An 18,835-nucleotide genomic window follows, 5' to 3' on the forward strand; every position below is an offset into this window, starting at 1 on the left:
CAAGTGCCCTGTAGCCGTGCCGTTGCAGGTCAGTAATGTCTGACGCCTTGTGGGCCGCCCGCCAGGGCGACGCCCTGATGCACACCTCGATGATGGCCGACATCGTCAGCGGCGTGCTGGAGGTGGCCGCCAACGTCGCCATCGGCGTCCTGGCCACCGCCGCGGTGACCGCGGCGCTGGGCCTGACCGTGGCCACCGGTGGCTTGGGTTGCTTCGTGCTCGGTGCAGTGGTGGGCATCGTGGTCGGCGTGGCCATGAGCAAGACCGGCGCCGACAAAGGCTTGAGCAGTTTATGCGAGGGCATCGGCAACTTTTTGTTCCCGCCCTCGGTGCAGGCCAACATCCTCACCGGCTCGAAGAACACCCACACCAATGGCAAGCCGGCCGCCCGCGCCGCCGGTGTCATCGTTGCCGCCGCGGCGCCCGCTGGCAGTGATGCCGCTCAGCCGCCGGCCGAGGAGGAGGAAGAAAGCTTCCTCGACATGGCCAAGGGTTTTTTCTCGCAGATGTGGCGGCCCACCGTCGCCAGCCCGGCGCCGAACACCGAGCCTGCCGACGACGACAAGATCCTCTGCAGCAAGCACCCGCCGATGCCGCCCCAGTACCTGGCCGAAGGTTCGAGCAAGGTCACCATCAACGGCCATCCGGCCTGCCGCAGCGGCGATCGCAGCACCTGCGAGGCGGTGATCGTCGACGCCGGGCTGATCTCCGATAACGTGCGCATCGGCGGCGGCTCGATCGTGGTCCGCGAGATTCGCAGCGGCAAGACCCCGGGCATCGGCCTGGCGATTACCGCCTTGATGATGCTGCGCGGGCGCGGCGGCAAGTTCTACAGCAAGTTCGGCTGCATGGTGATCGGTGGCATTGCCAGCGCGGTCACCAGCCAGGTGAGCGGGGCGATCACCAGCGCTATTGCCGGCTCACCCAACCCGGTGCATGTACCCACCGGGGCGAAGATTCTCAGCGGCGAGGAAGAACTCGATTTCAGCCTGCCGGGGCTGATCCCGTTGGACTGGCAACGCTACTACAACAACCGGGATGAGCGCCGCGACGGCCTGTTCGGTGCTGGCTGGAGCGTCGATTACGAAGTCTTCGTCGCCATCGAAGCGCATCCTGAAGGCGGCGAGCGCCTGCTGTTCACCGACGAACAGGCGCGGGTCGTCGACATGGGCAACATTCCCCGGGGTGATGCGGTATTCAGTGCTGGCGAAGGCCTGAGCGTGCGGCGCGCGCACAATGGCGAGTTGCTGATCGAAAGCGTCGACGGCCTCTATCGCCTGTTCCAGCCAACCCCGGGCGACCCGCAGCGCCTGCGCCTGGCGCAACTGGGTGACCGCAACGACAACCGCATCTACCTGGACTACGACACCAACGGCCGCTTGCTCAGGCTGCGCGATACCTTCGATGTGGTCCAGGTGCAGTTGGTTTACAGCAGCCAATGGCCAGCCCGGGTCAGCCATATCGAGCGATGGTACAGCGACGAGTCGAACGAGCTGCTGGTTAGCTATGCCTATGACAGCAACGGCGACCTGGCCGAAGTGCGCGACGCCAGCGGCCAGCTGCAACGGCGCTTCGCCTACGACCAGGGCCGGCGCATGGTCGAGCACCAGTTGCCCAGCGGCCTGCGCTGCTTCTACGAATGGACTCGTGCTGCAGACGACTGGCGCGTGGCCCGGCACTGGACCGACGACGGCGACGAATACCGCTTCGACTACGACATCGAGGCGGGCATCACCCGGGTCACCGACGGCCTGCAGCGGGTCAGCAGCCGCCACTGGAACCCGCAGTACCAGATCACCCAGTACACCGACGCCCTCGGCCACACCTGGCATTTCGAGTGGAACGACGAACGCCAGCTGCTGGCCGCTACCGACCCGCAGGGCGGGCAATGGCAGTATCTGTACGATGAATCCGGCAACCTCTGCGAGAGCATCGACCCACTGGGTCGCAGCGAGGCGACCCAATGGCTGGAACACTGGTCGCTGCCCCGGGTACAGACCGACAAGGCCGGCAAGCGCTGGAGCTATCGCTACGATCAACGCGGCAACTGCAGCAGCGAAACCGACCCGCTGGGCCACACCACTCGCTACCGCCATGACGAACGCGGCCAGGTGGTGGAGATCATCGATGCGGCGGGCAAGCACAAGCACCTGCGCTGGAACGAATTGGGCCTGCTGATTGAGCAGGTCGATTGCTCAGGGTATCCGACCCGCTTCAGCTATGACCGGCGCGGGCATCTGCAGGCTGTCACCGATGCCCTCGGCGAACGCACCGAGTATCAACACGACTCGAAGGGCCGCCTGCTCGGTTCGCAACTGCCGGACGGGCGCAACCAGCACTATCAGCATGATCGCAACGGCCAGCTCAGCAGCTATACCGACCCCGCCGGGCACACTACCCAGTACCGCTATAACCGGCGTGGTCAGGTGCATCAGCGCATCGACCCGCATGGTCGGCGGGTGCAGTTCAGTTATGACGCCTACGGCCGCCTACAGGCGCTAAGCAACGAAAATGGCGAGAGCTACAGGTTCAGCTGGGACCTGGCTGATCGCCTGGCTGAACAGCAGGACCTGGACGGTAGCGCAAGCCGCTATCACTACGACCGGCTGGATAACCTCAGTTGCGTTGAGTACCTCCCCACCCCGCGAGGCGGTGCTGAAGTGATCATCCATCAATTGCACCGGGACGCCGTCGGGCGCTTGATCAAAAAGCACACCGACGATGGCGAAACCCTGTACAGCTACGATCCTCTCGATCAACTGACGGCCATCAGCTTCACCGACAATGCGGGCAACACCGAACAGCTGGCGTTCGCTTACGACGCCCTTGGCCAACTGCTGGAGGAACACAGCGCCAGCGGAGTGCTGCAGCATCACTACGACGAACTCGGCAACCTGATCCAGACCCAGCTGCCCGATGGTCGCTGGCTCAACCGCCTGTACTACGGCAGCGGTCATCTGCACCAGCTCAACCTCGACGGCAAGGTGATCAGCGACTTCGAGCGCGACCGCCTGCACCGCGAAGTGCTGCGCAGCCAGGGCCGTATCAGCACCCGCAGCGAGTACGACCGCTGCGGCCGTTTGCGCTCGCGCCTGCGCCGCCCAAGCCACCAACCGCCACAACTACCGGCTCAGGTACAGCAACGCTTCGATTTCGATCCGGCAGACAACCTGATCAGCCGCTACAACCAGCAGCCCGGCAGCCAGTACCAGCAATTGCTGCACTACGATGCCAGCGGGCGGATCATGGCCAGCCAGGACGCCGGCCAGGGCCAAAGTGAAGCCTTCGCCTACGACGCCGCCGCCAACCTGCTCGATGGGCCGCAAGCCGGCATCGGCCTGGTGCGCCATAACCGCGTGCTCACCTATCAGGACAAACGCTATCGCTACGACGGCTTCGGCCGTCTGATCGAGAAACGCAGCAGCCGGCGTGGCATCCAGCACTTCAGCTACGACGCCGAGCACCGCCTGATCCAGGTGCGCAGCCAGCACGGTGGGCGCGAACGGGTACTGAACATGCGCTACGACCCGCTGGGGCGGCGTATCGAAAAGAGCGAGCACGACGATCAGGGCAATCTGCTCGACCAGACCCGCTTTGCCTGGGATGGCCTGCGCTTGCTGCAGGAGCATCGATACAGCCAGACCAGCCTGTACCTGTATGTCGAAGACAGCCACGAACCCTTGGCTCGGGTTGACGGTACGGGGCAGCACCAGCAGGTGCGCTACTACCACAATGACCTCAACGGCCTACCCGAACAACTGACGGATGACAGTGGCGAAGCGGTCTGGCTGGCGCGTTATCAGGTCTGGGGCAATACCCTGCAGGAAGTGCGTGAGGCGCATTTCATCGAAGAGCAGAACCTCAGGTTCCAGGGCCAGTACCTCGACCGTGAGACGGGTCTGCACTACAACACGTTTCGGTTCTATGATCCGGATATCGGTCGCTTTATCCAGACGGACCCGATCAGTCTGGCCGGTGGTATAAACCTCTATCAGTACAGTGCGAACCCGATTGAGTGGATCGATCCACTGGGACTCTCCTGTGGACCTAGAAGGACCCGGCACGTTCCGAATCGGCATGTCAGGCGGCACAATGATGTAGGCAAAAGTAAATTCACGCCTGCGGAACATAGAAAGCTACAAGCAAAAAGCAAGTACAGAAAGCCGAGCCAATACAAGAAGCTAGAGGACAAAACCATGAACCACCCCACCCGAGTTGTTCGTCAGAATGATGGGCGAATTCGTTATGAGCGTGATTATGGTAGGGTGATCGGTACACGGGGTGAGAAAGGTCATGTCACAATCTATGACCCAGTGAAGGATAAAGTAGTAACCTCTTACCCCTCTCACTTTTAAGGTGTTTTTGATGTTGGACTTCTCTTATTTGTCAGACAAACGAGGCGATAAGCCTTTTCTTCAGCTAAGTGATGCTGACGTCGCACGCGTCCATGATGCCTTTGCTGGGTTGCGCGAAAAGACGGGTATTTATATTGATCCTTATGGTCGAACAAGAATTTATCCTGAACATCAAAAAATACTCGTCACGCTCCTGTCGAAGGATGCAGATGGCAGTGTGCTTCTTTTTATTGAATTTTTGAAAACTGCCAGTGAGGCAGATGAGGTTTTGCTGGCAGACGGTGATTGATAGGGTGCCGTAGATAGGTGAGGTGTTCCGAAATTTGCCAGAAACCTCAAAGGCTGCGCACTCTGATGAACGTCATCGGCAACAAAACATCAATCGCCATCGAATATGTCCTGACCGATAGTGTCGAACTGATGGGGTATGCTCGATTCTGGTTCAGTTCTCAGCCGCTGGGCTCTCTGGAGGATTTGATCTACTTCGAAGGTTATCTGCTGGGTTGCCTTGAGGACCTGCTGCATAAACCAGACCTGCCTGAGTGCTATGACTCCCTAAGTGTCTCGCAGACTTTCGCCTTGCTGGAAAAGGATCTTTCTTCGTTCGATGAGGAAGAAACTGAGGATTTCAGTGAGCGCGCCAGGCCGTTTTTTCTAACCTGTGGCACTTTGTTCGACGATTTCCTGGTGTTTTCTCATCGACGTAATCACACCTTCGGACGCGTCATTTGGAGGTTGGAAACTCCTGAACAGGATCTGGTTTTCGCCGGCTTGAAGGGCGCCTCCCGTGCAGTTTGCAGTGGCGACTTTAGCTACCGGGAAGTAGATGAATTGGCGAATCAACTGCGCGCTATTCTACGCCGCGCCCAATCGACCTGAGCGCTGCTCAAAAGTCGAACCAAAGCGGGCTTGCCAGATAGCCTGTGGAGGCTGGAGATATGAGAAGGACGGTGGAGAGCGCGCCATCCTCTTTACTAAGAAAAGGGTATTCTTTAAACGTGTATGAAGGCAGGCGGTACGTTGCAGTGGTTGAGGTGGTTTAGCTGTTTCATCTGTAACGGCTGGTGAATATCCGCTCTAGATGCTTGCAGTCGGTGATTACATTCAAGGGTGAACATGAAAAATAGAATCATCGTTGAAACCTACATTAAAATCGCCGACGGTTTCGTTGACTTTTTTGAGTTTCAAGGCGAGGTACGCCACCTGGATCAAATTGAAGGGGCTTTGGTTCTATCTATCAATGGTAAACGTCTTATTGATCAAAGCATGTTTGATTACGTCGACGACCTGTGGAGCTATTTGTCAGAAGGACTGCTGAAGGTCAGCGAGGGTCAATCGTTCAGCTGCTTTTTTCCGGACCAGCCAATCGAAGTCAAACTGACCCCTGCCAATGGTCGTCTGCAGGTGAGCGTCAATTGCCACCGCGAGGTGTCTGTCGCCGCCGATAAAGATGAATTTGTCAGGGTCATGAGCGAGCACGCGCGCAAATTCTTCATCCACTTACAGAACATACAACCCGGCGCCCAAGGTACGTGCAGCTATGCCTTGGGCCATCTGGACAAGATTTGTCGGTAAATGTCGATCACCGACACCTGGCGCTATCTGCCTTGTTCTCCCGATCGAGCACGCCTCCGACCGCCGCCGCTTCTGTGGTAGGCTTGGGCGGTTTGCACCGAGGGCCGCAATGACACCCCGTTTTTCAGGACGGGCGTGCTGCATCCGGCCCCCTGTCCGCCTTCAGGAGTTCCCATGCGCGTGACCCAGATTTTCGCCGCCGCCGCCCTGGCGCTGGTCAGTACCTTTGCCGCTGCCGCCGACAACGCCGAGCAGGCGATCCGCAAGACCCTGCAATCCCTGGAACTGGGCGTGCCGGTCGACAGCGTTGCCAGCAGCCCGCTGAACGGCCTGTATGAAGTCAAGCTCCAAGGCGGCCGGGTGTTGTACGCCAGCGCCGATGGCCAGTTCGTCATGCAGGGCTACCTGTTCCAGATCCAGGACGGCAAGCCGGTCAACCTGACCGAGAAGACCGAACGGCAGGCCATCGCCAAGACCATCAATGCCATTCCAGCGGCGGAGATGGTGGTTTATCCTGCCAAGGGCGAAACCAAGTCGCACATCACCGTGTTTACCGACACCACCTGCCCGTACTGCCACAAGCTGCACGCCGAGGTACCTGAGCTCAACCGTCGCGGTATCGAAGTGCGCTACGTCGCCTTCCCGCGTCAGGGCCTGGGTTCGCCGGGTGACGAGCAGTTGCAGGCGGTCTGGTGCTCGAGCGACCGCAAGGCGGCGCTGGACAAGATGATCGACGGCAAGGAAATCAAGGCCGCCAAGTGCGACAACCCGGTCGGCAAGCAGTTCGCCCTGGGCCAGTCGATCGGTGTCAACGGCACGCCGGCCATCGTCCTGGAAAACGGCCAGGTGATTCCGGGCTACCAGCCGGCGCCGCAGGTGGCCAAGCTGGCCCTGGCCAAGTAATTCAATCTGAAGCCGCCACCTTGGGGTGGCGGCAGTTTCACGATCGGCTGCCAGCCGGTCGTTTCATGGGGAGTTCACAGTGAAACCGGTCAAAGTAGGCATCTGTGGGTTGGGGACCGTCGGTGGCGGTACCTTCAATGTACTTCAGCGTAACGCCGAGGAGATCGCCCGCCGTGCCGGGCGTGGTATTGAAGTGGCACAGATTGCCATGCGTTCGCCAAACCCGAATTGCCAGATTACCGGTACCCCCATTACCGCTGATGTGTTCGAGGTTGCCACGAACCCGGAAATCGACATTGTCATCGAGCTGATCGGCGGCTACACCATCGCCCGCGAACTGGTGCTCAAGGCCATCGACCACGGCAAGCACGTGGTCACCGCCAACAAGGCGCTGATTGCCGTGCATGGCAACGAGATCTTCGCCAAGGCACGCGAGAAGGGCGTCATCGTCGCGTTCGAAGCGGCCGTGGCCGGCGGCATCCCGGTGATCAAGGCGATCCGCGAGGGTCTGTCGGCCAACCGCATCAACTGGGTGGCCGGGATCATCAACGGCACCGGCAACTTCATCCTCACTGAAATGCGTGAGAAAGGTCGTGCGTTCCCCGATGTGCTGGCCGAAGCCCAGGCCCTGGGTTACGCCGAAGCCGACCCGACTTTCGACGTCGAAGGCATCGATGCCGCGCACAAGCTGACCATCCTGGCGTCCATCGCCTTCGGTATCCCGCTGCAGTTCGACAAGGCCTACACCGAAGGCATCACCCAGCTGACCACCGCTGACGTGAATTACGCCGAAGCACTGGGCTACCGCATCAAGCACCTGGGCGTGGCCCGCAGCACGGCCAACGGCATTGAACTGCGTGTGCACCCGACGCTGATCCCGGCCGACCGCCTGATCGCCAACGTCAATGGCGTGATGAACGCGGTGATGGTCAACGGCGACGCTGCCGGCTCCACCCTGTTCTATGGTGCCGGCGCCGGCATGGAGCCTACCGCTTCGTCGGTGGTGGCTGACCTGGTCGATGTGGTTCGCGCCATGACGTCCGACCCGGAGAACCGCGTACCGCACCTGGCCTTCCAGCCGGACTCGCTGTCGGCCCACCCGATCCTGCCGATCGAAGCCTGCGAAAGCGCCTACTACCTGCGCATCCAGGCCAAGGATCACCCGGGCGTGCTGGCCCAGGTGGCGAGCATTCTCTCCGAGCGCGGCATCAACATCGAATCGATCATGCAGAAGGAAGCCGAGGAACAGGACGGCCTGGTGCCCATGATCCTGCTCACTCATCGAGTGATCGAGCAGCGCATGAACGATGCCATCACCGCCCTGGAAGCCTTGCAGGATGTGGTCGGCAACGTCGTGCGTATCCGCGTCGAACAACTCAATTGACAACAGCGGCAAGCGGCAAGCTACAAGCTGCAAGATCACAGCGGGACTGCGGTGACTTGCAGCTTGAAGCTTGAAGCTTGAAGCTCAAACCGAAGGTTTGCAAAAATGCGCTACATCAGTACTCGCGGCCAGGCACCGGCCCTGAATTTTGAAGACGTGCTGCTGGCAGGTCTCGCCAGCGACGGCGGCCTGTACGTGCCGGAAAACCTGCCACGCTTCACCCAGGAAGAAATCGCTTCCTGGGCCGGCTTGCCGTACCACGAGCTGGCTTTCCGGGTGATGCGCCCGTTCGTCACCGGTAGCATCGCCGATGCCGATTTCAAGAAGATTCTCGAAGAAACCTACGGCGAGTTCGCTCACGCCGCGGTCGCGCCGCTGCGTCAGCTGAACAGCAACGAATGGGTACTGGAGCTGTTCCACGGCCCGACCCTGGCGTTCAAGGACTTCGCCCTGCAACTGCTCGGCCGCCTGCTCGACCACGTGCTGGCCAAGCGTGGCGAGCGCGTGGTGATCATCGGCGCCACCAGTGGCGACACCGGCTCTGCCGCTATCGAAGGCTGCCGCCGTTGCGACAACGTCGACATTTTCATCCTCCATCCGCACCAGCGCGTGTCGGAAGTTCAGCGCCGGCAGATGACCACCCTCTTCGGTGAGAACATCCACAACATCGCCATCGAAGGCAACTTCGACGACTGCCAGGAAATGGTCAAGGCCAGCTTCGCTGACCAGGGCTTCCTCAAGGGCACCCGCCTGGTCGCGGTGAACTCGATCAACTGGGCGCGGATCATGGCCCAGATCGTCTACTACTTCCACGCAGCCCTGCAGCTGGGCGGCCCGGCTCGTTCGGTGGCGTTCTCGGTACCGACCGGCAACTTCGGCGACATCTTTGCCGGCTACCTGGCGCGCAACATGGGCCTGCCGATCAGCCAACTGATCGTCGCCACCAACCGCAACGACATCCTGCACCGCTTCATGAGCGGCAACCAGTACGTCAAGGAAACCCTGCACGCGACCCTGTCGCCGTCGATGGACATCATGGTCTCGTCGAACTTCGAGCGCCTGCTGTTCGACCTGCACGGTCGCAACGGCGCGGCCATCGCCGGCCTGATGGACAACTTCAAGCAGGGCGGCGGTTTCAGCGTCGAACAGGACCGCTGGACCGAAGCACGCAAGCTGTTCGATTCGCTGGCGGTCGATGATGCGCAAACCTGCGAAACCATCGCCGAAGTCTTCGCCCAGACGGGCGAGGTGCTCGACCCGCACACCGCAATCGGCGTCAAGGCCGCCCGCGAATGCCGTCGCAGCCTGGACACGCCGATGGTGGTGCTGGGTACCGCGCACCCGGTCAAGTTCCCGGAAGCGGTGGAGAAGGCCGGTGTCGGCAAGGCCCTGGAATTGCCTGCACACCTGAGCGACCTGTTTGCCCGTGACGAGAAGTGCACGGTCCTGGCCAACGACCTGAAAGCCGTTCAGGCCTTCGTCAGCCAGCACGGTAATCGCGGAAAGCCGCTCTGATCGACTGATCGGCACATGAAAGCCCGTCTCTGACGGGCTTTTTTGTTTCTACACTGGCATTGGTTTGCAGCAACGGATCAGGGGTATCAATGAGCACAGGACGTCGTCGCGCAGCAGGGCTGCTATGGGTTTGCCTGCTGGGGCTATGTACCGGACAATGGGCCCAGGCCGCCCAGAGCCTGCCCTTTACCCTGGTGCCGCCGTTTACCGAGCTTGGTCCAATGCCGCTGACCTCCGCCCAACAACAGTGGCTGGGCCCGGCACGGGTGTTGCGGGTGGGCATCTCGTTTGCCGATTACGAGCCGGTGGATATCACCATCGACCGCAATCGCTACCAGGGTATCAGCGCCGACTACCTGAGCCTGGTCGCTGAACGCCTCGGGGTGAAAACCCAGGTGCTGGCCTTTGCCAAGCGCGAGCAGGCCATCGAGGCCCTGCGCCAGGGCGATATCGATGTACTGACCAGCGCCAATGGCTTCGAGCGTAGCGTGCCGGGCCTGGCGTTCTCCGACGATTACATTCCGGACCGCTCCATGGTCGTGGTGCGCGGCGGTGCGCCGATTCCGCCGGCCTCACTGGCGGGCATGAAGGTGGTCCTGCTCGACGGTTACGCCGACACCCAGGTTATGCACCGGGTTTATCCCGATAGTCAGGTGCTGCTGGCACCCAACCTGAGTAGCGCACTGGAAGCGCTCAATCAGGGCGAAGTGGATGCGTTTATCGGCAACGAAATCATCATCCGCGCTTTCAATGCCCTGCGCCCGTACCTGGGGTTGCAGGTGGTCGGCCCCAGTGCCTTGCCGCCGATCGGCTTTGCCTTTGCCGTGCGCAACGAGGACCGGCTGCTACAGGCAATGTTCAACGACGCGCTGGCCAGCATTGATGAGTCGGTGCGCCGCGAAATTCTCGGCCGCTGGACCTCCGGGCTAGGCTCGGACGTGGCACATAACCGGGTTGAACTGAGCGTGGCCGAGCGCCAATGGATCGCCAACCACCCGAGCGTGAGCGTAGTCGGCAGCCAGTACCCGCCTTACCTGTTCCGCACGCGCCAGGGGGCCTGGGTTGGCCTTAACAGTGATGTGCTGGCGACCATCGCGCAGATGACCGGGCTGCGGTTTGTCTACGCGCCATCCTCGTCGATTGCCCAGAGCCTGGAACTGCTCAAGAGCGGGCAGGCTGACATGAGCACGACCCTGAGCGAGACCCCGGAACGTCGCGAGTTTCTCGACTTCACCCATTCCATTGGTGGCCAGAGCTGGGTGTTCATCGTGCGCAAGCCGCAACTGGGCCTGGCGTCGCTGGATGAACTGGCCGGGCAGACCCTGGCACTGCCAGCGCAGCACGCGCTGGAAAACACCATTCGCCAGGATCACCCCGGTATTCGCCTGATGTTGGTGGAATCACTGGAGCAAGCTCGGGAAAAGGTGCGCAGCGGCGAAGCGTTGGCGACCATCGATAGTGAAATCGGTGCCTACAGCGTGGTCGGCAATGACCCGGTGCTCAAGGTCGGGCGGGGGGTGGAGGGCAAGTGGGCGCCGGACCGCTTCTCGGTTCGGCGCACTGCGCCGGAGCTGGAGAGCATCCTGAACAAGGCGTTGGAAGCGTTCCCGGTCGCCGAGTTGCGCGCCGTGCGCATGAAGTGGCTGGGTGCGCTGGCACCGCCCGCACCCGCCTGGCAGCGGATTGCGCCATGGATCTACTGGACCGTGGCTGCTGCTGTGTTGTTCGGGTTGGTGTCGCTGGTCTGGAGCAGCCGCCTGCGTGCGCAGATCAGCCAGCGGCAAAAGGCTGAAGAAGCCCTCAACGACCAATTGGCCTTCAAGCGCGCATTGCTCGACGGCATCCCCAACCCCATCTATGTACGCGACCTGGAAGGGCGGCTGATCACCTGCAACAAGAGCTATGAACAGGTGTTCTCGTTGCGCCTGGAAGACGTCAAGGGCCAGCGTCTGACCGATATCGAGGTCATTCCCGTCGAACTGGCCGAGCAGCTGCATGGCGATTACCTGGAGCTACTCAAGGATCCCAAGCCGGTATTCGTCGATCGGCATATTGAGTTCCAAGGCCAGCGTACCGATGCCTACCAGTGGACCGTGCCGTTCTACCGTGCCGATGGACAGCTGCAGGGCTTGCTCGGTGGCTGGATCGACATCACTGAGCGCAAGCAACTGGAAGAAGCGTTGGTGCATGCCCGGCAGCAGGCCGAACAGGCCAACCAGGCCAAAAGTGCGTTTCTGGCCACCATGAGTCACGAAATTCGCACCCCCATGGCGGTCATCATCGGCTTGCTCGAACTTGAACGGGAAACCACCCTTGCCCGCGGCGCGCAACCTTCCCAAGGACTGGAAACGGCCCATCAGTCGGCCCGTGAGCTGATTGCCCTGATCGGCGACAGCCTGGATCTCGCTCGCATTGAGGCCGGTAGCCTGCAACTGGAGCCCCAGGCACGGGCGCTCAAGCCGTTTCTCAGCGCAATCGTTGAGCAGTTTCACGCCCAGGCCCAGGGCCAGGGCCTGGATTTGCGCCTGCAACTGGCAAGCGATGTGGATGGGGTGTACTGGTTCGACCCGCTACGCTTGCGCCAGGTATTGACCAACTTGCTGGGTAACGCCCTGAAGTTCACCCACCTGGGGCTGGTGGAGTTGCAGGTCGGCCGCAGCGGGCACGACAGCTTGCACGGCGTTGGCCTCAGGCTGTGTGTGTGCGATACCGGCATCGGCATCAGTGCGCAACAGCAGAGCGAACTGTTCCAGCCGTTCTCACAGGCCGATGCTGGCGCCGACTATGGCGGCTCGGGCCTGGGCTTGAGTATTTGCCGGCAACTGGTCGAGTTGATGGGCGGCAGCATTACCTTGCACAGTGTGCTGGGCAAGGGCACCGAGGTCTGTGTCGAGCTGACCCTGGAAGCCCTGGCCGCCGAGCCTGCACCGACGGAGGATGCCGCCGGCCTGTCCGGTGGGCCAGCGCGGCGGATCCTGGTGGTCGACGACCTGTCTGCCAGTCGCTTGGTACTCAGCCAGCAACTTGAGTTTCTCGGCCATGAAGTGCTGGCCGTGGAGAACGGCCAGAGCGCGCTGCAGGCCTGGCAGAACGGGGCGTTCGACCTGGTGCTCAGCGACTGCAACATGCCGGTGATGAACGGCTATGCACTGGCCCGTGGCATTCGCCGGTTGGAGCGCAGCAGCCAGCGGCCAGCCATCGCCATCGTCGGCTGCACCGCTAACGCCATGAAGGAAGAACGTGCTCGCTGCCTTGAGGCCGGTATGGACGAATGCCTGGTCAAGCCGGTTGCGCTCGCCCAGCTGGTGGCTGTTATCGAGAAGCTGGCTCCCCGCCACAGCTTCAAGATGCAGACCCTGCAGAAGATGACCCAGGCCAAACCTGCAGTGCTGCAACGCATGCTGGAAGAATTACGGAAAAATCTGGCCGAAGAATCGATCCTGCTGGCAGCGGCCGTTGAGGCGCAGGGCTGGGAGCGAATCGGGGTGTCATTGCACCGTCTCAAGGGCGTGGCCTGCCTGATCGATGCGCTGCCCCTGGCACAGGCCTGTCGGCAACTTGAAAGCGCCAGCCAGGCTTGTTCTACGCAGGCGGCGCACTCGGCGTGGTCAGCGTTGCAGGTGGTGATCGGCCAGTTGAGTCAGGATATTGAACAGGAGCTGTGGAAATTATTGCCTGAACTTTAGGACATGTCCTATGGGCGTTTCAGGTCGATTTTCCTAGAGTTGCACAGTGCTGTCGTTCAGATCGGCTACTGCGGGGAAATTTTCATGCGCTCACTTAAGGTTCTGATCCTTGAGGATCATCCTTTTCAACTGATGGCCTTGCATCAGATGCTCAACGCCAATGGCGTCTTCGATGTGCTGACGGCGGAGTCGGTCGAGGGTGCCCGGCAGACCTTGTCGCGTCGCGGACGTGTCGACATCGCCATCTGCGACCTGCACATGGACGGTCAGGACGGCCTGGAGCTGATCCGCCACCTGGCCGACAGCGGGCTTGCTGCAGCGCTGATTATCCTCAGCAGTGCCGAACGCGGGGTGCTCGATAGTGTTGCCGACCTGGCTCGGCAACTGGGCTTGCGGGTTCTCGGCAGCTTGCAGAAACCAGCCTGCAGCGTTTCTCTGCACAAGTTGCTGCGCCGCTACCTGGATGAGCCCGGTGCTCCCCCCCAGGCGGTCGCCGCACCGGCCCATGCCGAACTGTTGGCCATGTCGCCGGCCGAAGTGGCGCAGAGCAAAGCGCAATGGGTGGTCCATTACCAGCCCAAGGTCGCTTTCGACGGCACCCTGGCCGGGGTCGAGGCGTTGGTGCGCTGGCAGCATCCGAGCCTTGGCTTGCTCGGCCCGGGGCAGTTCTTCCCGCTGGTCGAGGGCGCCGGTTTGCTGGAGACGCTGAGCTGGCATGTGCTCGACCAGGCCTTGGCTTTCAGCGCCAAGGTCAGGCGGCACAGTGGCCAGCCACTGCCGGTGGCGGTCAACATTGCCCCGCAGATGCTGGTTCACGACGATTTTGCCGAGCGGGTCGTCGCTGCCCTCAAACGTCATGACGTGCCGGCCAGCGCCCTGACCCTGGAGGTCATTGAAACCCATGGCTGCCAGCTCGACAGCAACCAGCTCGAAGGCTTGCTGCACCTGCGCATTCAGGGCTGCCAACTGTCGATCGATGACTTCGGCATGGGCGTATCCAACCTCCAGCGCCTGCTCGAACTGCCGTTCAGCGAACTGAAGCTGCCCAGCGAGTTCGTCCGTGGCATGGCCGACGATGGTCGCAAGGCGGCGGTGGTCGCTGGTGCCCTGATCATGGCCCGGCGCATGGACCTCAAGGTGGTGGTCGAAGGGGTCGAGACGGTTGACGACCTGATGGCGATCAAGGCCCTGGGCAGCCCAGTCATGCAGGGTTACTTCATTGCCCGGCCGATGGCAGGGGTAGAACTCTGCCAATGGATGCTGGAGCGTGAGCCGGGCGAAGCCAAGCAGCGGCGCAGGGCGTGAGCCACTTTCAGCCCAGGCCATGTTCCTGCATATAGAGGTACAGCGCAGCATCATTGGCCAGGCCCAGCTTGCGCATGGCACTGACCTTCTGGCTGCTCACCGTCTGCTTGCTGCGGTTGAGCAGGGCGGCGATCTGGCCGACCGTGTGGCCGGCGGCAAGCAGGCGGGAAACTTCCAGTTCCCGCGGCGACAAGGCCGTCTGGGCACGGGCCAGGTCTTCGCGCACCGCGCCCTCCTGCAGCAGTAACTGCTGCACCGAGTCGGCCAGGTAGATCTTGCCGCGTTGCAAGCGTGCGATGGCCTGGGGCAACTCGTCAGCCAGGCTGGCTTTGCTCAGCAGGCCATTGACGCCCTGGGCCAGCATTGCCCGGAACAAGCCGGCGTTGTTGAGCATCGTGACCACCAGGATGGGTAACTGCGCAGAGTGCCGCCGTAGCTGCTCGAGCAGTTTCAGACCATCGTTCTGCTGCTCGACGGGCATCATGAAATCGGTCACCAGCACATCGCAATCCTGCGACTGCACCAGCTGCATCAGCTCCAGCGGGCTACCGGCCTCTGCGACCACGCGTACCGATGGAATCTGTTCGAGCACGGCGCGCAGGCCAATGCGAAAGATCGGGTGGTCATCGGCAAGGATGATGCGCAGTTCGCCAGAGGCAGGATCCATCACAGGCAGGCTCCGATCAATCGGCTGGATTTCAATCTGTCATTTTTGCCGGGCATGCTGGGTCGAGGAAATCGCACAGTGAGAACTTTTCCGGCTGCCGCAGGGTCAGTGAAAGACCCCTTCTCGACAGGTAGGTGAACAATGAATGAGATGGAATGTATCAGATTGTTGCTCGGCGAAGCATTGGCACCTTACCGGGTCAGGTTGGTGCGCCTGAGCACCGGTTGTGATTTTGACCTGTGCCTGAGCGATGAAGCGAACCGCACCGTGCTGCAGCGTACGGTAAAACCCAGCCAGTTGCAGGACCAGCGCCTGCTGGTCGACCTGGTCGATGGTTTGCAGCGCGACTTGCTCATCGTCGAGGGGCGTTTGCAGCCCTGCGTGATAGCGGCCCAGCGCCACTTGCAGCAAGGGCGGTCGATCAGCGCCCGGGTGTGACGGAACCTTTGCCGATGAGCGCAATCAGATCTTACAAGGACAGCTGATCGGGATTTTGCTCCGATGTCGTGATGCTGTCGTGCGAAGCCCCGATGGGCTTCTGTTTAGCCCCGGGCGGCCTCCCCACCGTTCGGGGTTTCTTTTTGCCCGGGATTTGTCTTGGCCCGGGTCAGTCGTGCTCGCCAAACAGACGCAGGCTGTCATGCACGTACTGCTCGCGCATTTGCGGGGCCAGCCACTGGGCGTAGAGGTCGGGCAAGGTATCGTTGCGCAACGGCAGCAGCAGTTTGTTGATATGGCTGATGGCTTCGCGGCCTAGCGGCGTGTCGGAGCAGCCTACCCGTAACAACTGGTATTGCTCGACGCCCTGGATCGGGAAGAAGGTGTAGTCATCGGTCGGCCAGCCTTGTTGTTGCAGCAAGTAGCGCACCTCTGGCCAGTAGCCAAGCACCAGTTGCAGGCGGTCATGCTGCTGCATCTGCAACAGGCTGGTGACTGCATCGTTACCGTAGTGGCGGCTGAGGGTAGTGTCAGGCAGAGTCTTGAGCAGTTCATCAACCGCAGTGCTATAGCTGCGCTGGGCTACCACACCGAGCTTGAGTGCAGTGTTGCCCAGCAACGCCGGCAGGTCGACCTGATTGCCCTGCAGATAGGGTTCGAGCAGGTGCTGGTCTTTGCGCCGAACCACCAGGCCACTGCTCAGCACGCCCAGGCTGGGAATCGAGAAGTGCACGTAACGCGCTCGCTCGGGCGTCCACAGCAAGGTGGGGTCGCAGGTGAAGGTGGGCTCCTGAAGCATCTGGATGCCCCGGGCGCGGTTGACCCGGACAATGCTGTGATCGTATTCGGGCATCTGGTCGATCAGCAGCGCCAGCAACTGGTCGATCGCCCCCTGGCCTTTGCCGGTGCCTTCGAAAATGGTCAGCGGCGGCAGGTCACGCAATAGCCAGAACAAGCGCTCCTTGGCCCAGGCCGAAGTCGGCATGCCCAGGCTCAGCAGCAAACCCAGCAACAACGGCCAGCCACGACGCAGGCTGGTTTGCCAGTGAAAGGTCATGTTCGGCTCTCCACCATTGCCACGGGATTCAGGCAAGGCCTTGTTCAGACCGCCCCTTGGCTGCGTAGCCGGGCAATAGCGGCGGCGTCGTAACCCAGCCCGCCAAGCAATTGATCGGTGTGTGCTCCCAGCTGCGGGCCGACCCACTCACTGGAGCCCGGAGTATCCGAGAGCTTGGGGACGATCCCCGGCATTTTGAACGGCTTGCCGTCCGGCAGTTTGGCCTGGAGGAACATCTCGCGGGCGAGAAACTGCGGGTCGCTGAACATGTCCTCGGCGCTGTAGATGCGGCTGGCTGGCACTTGCGCGTCATTGAGCACCTGCATCAGGTCGTCCAGCGGCAGGGTCCGGGCCCAGCGGTCGATCACCCCGTACAGTTCATCGCGGCGCACGTCGCGGCCGTCGTTGCTGGCCAGGGCCGGATCGTCGGCCAGGTCGTTGCGGCCGATGGCCTGCATGAAGCGCTTGAAGATCGCATCGCCATTGGCGCCGATCTGCACATGCTTGCCGTCGGCACTGGTGTGAATCGAGGAGGGGGTGATGCCGGGCATGATGTTGCCGGTACGCTCGCGAATAAAACCGAACACGTCGAACTCAGGCACCATGCTCTCCATCATGGCGAAGATCGCCTCGTACAGGGCCACATCCACCACCTGGCCCTGGCCGCCGTTGACCTCGCGATGACGCAGGGCCATCAATGCGCCGATGACACCCCACAACGCAGCAATCGAGTCGCCGATGGATATCCCGGTACGTACCGGCGGGCGGTCCTCGAAGCCGGTGATATAGCGCAGCCCGCCCATCGACTCGCCAACCGCGCCGAAACCCGGTTGGTCCTTCATCGGCCCGGTCTGGCCGAAGCCGGACAGGCGCACCATCACCAGTTTCGGGTTGAGGGCGTGCAGCACGTCCCAGCCCAGGCCGAGCTTTTCCAGCACCCCGGGGCGGAAGTTCTCGATCAGGATGTCGGCTTCGGCCAGTAGCTTCTTGAGAATCTCCAGCCCTTCGGCATGCTTGAGATTGAGGGTCAGCGACTGCTTGTTGCGGGCCTGCACGAACCACCACAGCGACGTGCCTTCGTACAGCTTGCGCCACTTGCGCAGCGGGTCACCGCCATCGGGCGACTCGACCTTGATCACGTCGGCGCCGAATTCTGCGCAGATGCGCGAGGCGAACGGGCCGGCGATCAGGGTACCGAGTTCGATGACTTTGAGGCCGGCGAGAGGTTTGCTGGGCGTAGGCATGAGGCGTCCGTGGCAGCGGGTCAGGGCCCCCGTTTTTATCATAGCTGGGGCCGCTCAGATACTGCCGCGGCGCAACGAACATGCGGATCGGTTAGACTGGGCGACTTTCCTTGCCGCAAGAAGCCCGTCCATGGCCCAGCCGTCCACCACCTACAAGTTTGAACTGAACCTCACCGACCTTGACCGCGGCGTGTACGAAAGCGTCAAGCAGACCATCGCCCGTCACCCCTCGGAAACCGAAGAGCGCATGGCCGTGCGTTTGCTGGCCTACGCCCTGTGGTACAACGAACAACTGGCTTTTGGCCGCGGTCTGTCGGATGTAGACGAAGCTGCTGTGTGGGAAAAGAGCCTGGACGACCGCATCCTGCACTGGATCGAAGTTGGCCAACCGGATGCCGATCGCCTGACCTGGTGTTCGCGCCGTACCGAACGCACCAGCCTGCTGGCCTATGGCAGCCTGCGCGTGTGGGAAACCAAGGTGGTGCCGGCGGTCAAGAACCTGAAAAACCTGAACATCGCCGCCGTGCCCCAGGAAGTCCTGGAAACCCTGGCCAAGGATATGCCGCGCGCGATCAAGTGGGATGTGATGATCAGCGAAGGCACGGTGTTCGTTACCGACGATCGCGGCCAGCATGAAGTCCAGCTTCAATGGCTGATGGGCGAGCGCGGCTGAAGCCGCGATTGCACCGCCATCACATTTTCCTGA

Annotated in this window: 14 protein-coding genes; 11 read left to right on the plus strand and 3 right to left on the minus strand. The window is 61.6% G+C overall.

All coding sequences use genetic code 11. The annotated features are described in order from the left end of the window. The first annotated feature begins 35 nt into the window (after positions 1–35). The 9 genes from PspR32_RS05485 to PspR32_RS05525 all read left to right on the plus strand — a co-directional run bounded on the left by PspR32_RS05485 (position 36) and on the right by PspR32_RS05525 (position 14,723). Complete coding sequence (locus PspR32_RS05485; protein WP_159388179.1) at positions 36–4,355, plus strand: RHS repeat-associated core domain-containing protein; 4,320 nt, start codon at positions 36–38, stop codon at positions 4,353–4,355. 10 nt (positions 4,356–4,365) lie between these two features. After that, the gene (locus PspR32_RS05490; protein ID WP_010220237.1) at positions 4,366–4,644 is read left to right on the plus strand and encodes a hypothetical protein; all 279 of its coding nucleotides are present in this window, start codon (positions 4,366–4,368) and stop codon (positions 4,642–4,644) included. 65 nt (positions 4,645–4,709) lie between these two features. Continuing rightward, complete coding sequence (locus PspR32_RS05495; RefSeq protein WP_159388180.1) at positions 4,710–5,234, plus strand: hypothetical protein; 525 nt, start codon at positions 4,710–4,712, stop codon at positions 5,232–5,234. Positions 5,235–5,471: 237 nt separating this feature from the next. After that, positions 5,472–5,930, plus strand: coding sequence for a hypothetical protein (locus PspR32_RS05500; protein WP_159388181.1), 459 nt, complete (start codon positions 5,472–5,474; stop codon positions 5,928–5,930). A 174-nt stretch (positions 5,931–6,104) separates the two neighbouring features. Then, on the plus strand, positions 6,105–6,833 hold the full coding sequence (dsbC, locus tag PspR32_RS05505) for a bifunctional protein-disulfide isomerase/oxidoreductase DsbC (protein ID WP_100781999.1): 729 nt from the start codon (positions 6,105–6,107) through the stop codon (positions 6,831–6,833). A gap of 79 nt (positions 6,834–6,912) precedes the next feature. Then, positions 6,913–8,217, plus strand: a complete 1,305-nt coding sequence (locus PspR32_RS05510) for a homoserine dehydrogenase (RefSeq protein ID WP_010220232.1) — start codon at positions 6,913–6,915, stop codon at positions 8,215–8,217. A gap of 105 nt (positions 8,218–8,322) precedes the next feature. Further along, entirely contained in the window at positions 8,323–9,732 is a 1,410-nt protein-coding gene (gene thrC, locus PspR32_RS05515; RefSeq protein ID WP_010220231.1) for a threonine synthase, read from the plus strand. An 89-nt stretch (positions 9,733–9,821) separates the two neighbouring features. Beyond that, positions 9,822–13,418, plus strand: a complete 3,597-nt coding sequence (locus tag PspR32_RS05520; protein WP_335927358.1) for a transporter substrate-binding domain-containing protein — start codon at positions 9,822–9,824, stop codon at positions 13,416–13,418. Positions 13,419–13,502: 84 nt separating this feature from the next. Further along, the gene (locus PspR32_RS05525; RefSeq protein ID WP_159388182.1) at positions 13,503–14,723 is read left to right on the plus strand and encodes an EAL domain-containing response regulator; all 1,221 of its coding nucleotides are present in this window, start codon (positions 13,503–13,505) and stop codon (positions 14,721–14,723) included. Between the two features lie 7 nt (positions 14,724–14,730). On the opposite strand, the gene PspR32_RS05530 is transcribed toward PspR32_RS05525, so the two are convergent. Further along, positions 14,731–15,390 carry a response regulator transcription factor gene (locus PspR32_RS05530; protein ID WP_100782001.1) on the minus strand — a complete coding sequence of 220 codons (660 nt, stop codon included), beginning with the start codon at positions 15,388–15,390 and terminating at the stop codon, positions 14,731–14,733. A gap of 141 nt (positions 15,391–15,531) precedes the next feature. On the opposite strand from PspR32_RS05530, the gene PspR32_RS05535 reads away from it, so the two are divergent. Next, positions 15,532–15,828, plus strand: coding sequence for a DUF3509 domain-containing protein (locus tag PspR32_RS05535; RefSeq protein WP_159388183.1), 297 nt, complete (start codon positions 15,532–15,534; stop codon positions 15,826–15,828). Positions 15,829–15,997: 169 nt separating this feature from the next. On the opposite strand, the gene PspR32_RS05540 is transcribed toward PspR32_RS05535, so the two are convergent. Continuing rightward, entirely contained in the window at positions 15,998–16,885 is an 888-nt protein-coding gene (locus PspR32_RS05540; protein WP_010220224.1) for a TIGR02285 family protein, read from the minus strand. A gap of 44 nt (positions 16,886–16,929) precedes the next feature. Then, on the minus strand, positions 16,930–18,129 hold the full coding sequence (locus tag PspR32_RS05545) for a CaiB/BaiF CoA transferase family protein (protein ID WP_036994040.1): 1,200 nt from the start codon (positions 18,127–18,129) through the stop codon (positions 16,930–16,932). 130 nt (positions 18,130–18,259) lie between these two features. Between PspR32_RS05545 and PspR32_RS05550 the strand changes: the two genes are divergently transcribed. Next, on the plus strand, positions 18,260–18,802 hold the full coding sequence (locus tag PspR32_RS05550) for a YaeQ family protein (RefSeq protein ID WP_010220222.1): 543 nt from the start codon (positions 18,260–18,262) through the stop codon (positions 18,800–18,802). Positions 18,803–18,835: the final 33 nt, after the last annotated feature.

The organism is Pseudomonas sp. R32, assembly GCF_009866705.1.
Lineage (GTDB): Bacteria > Pseudomonadota > Gammaproteobacteria > Pseudomonadales > Pseudomonadaceae > Aquipseudomonas > Aquipseudomonas donghuensis.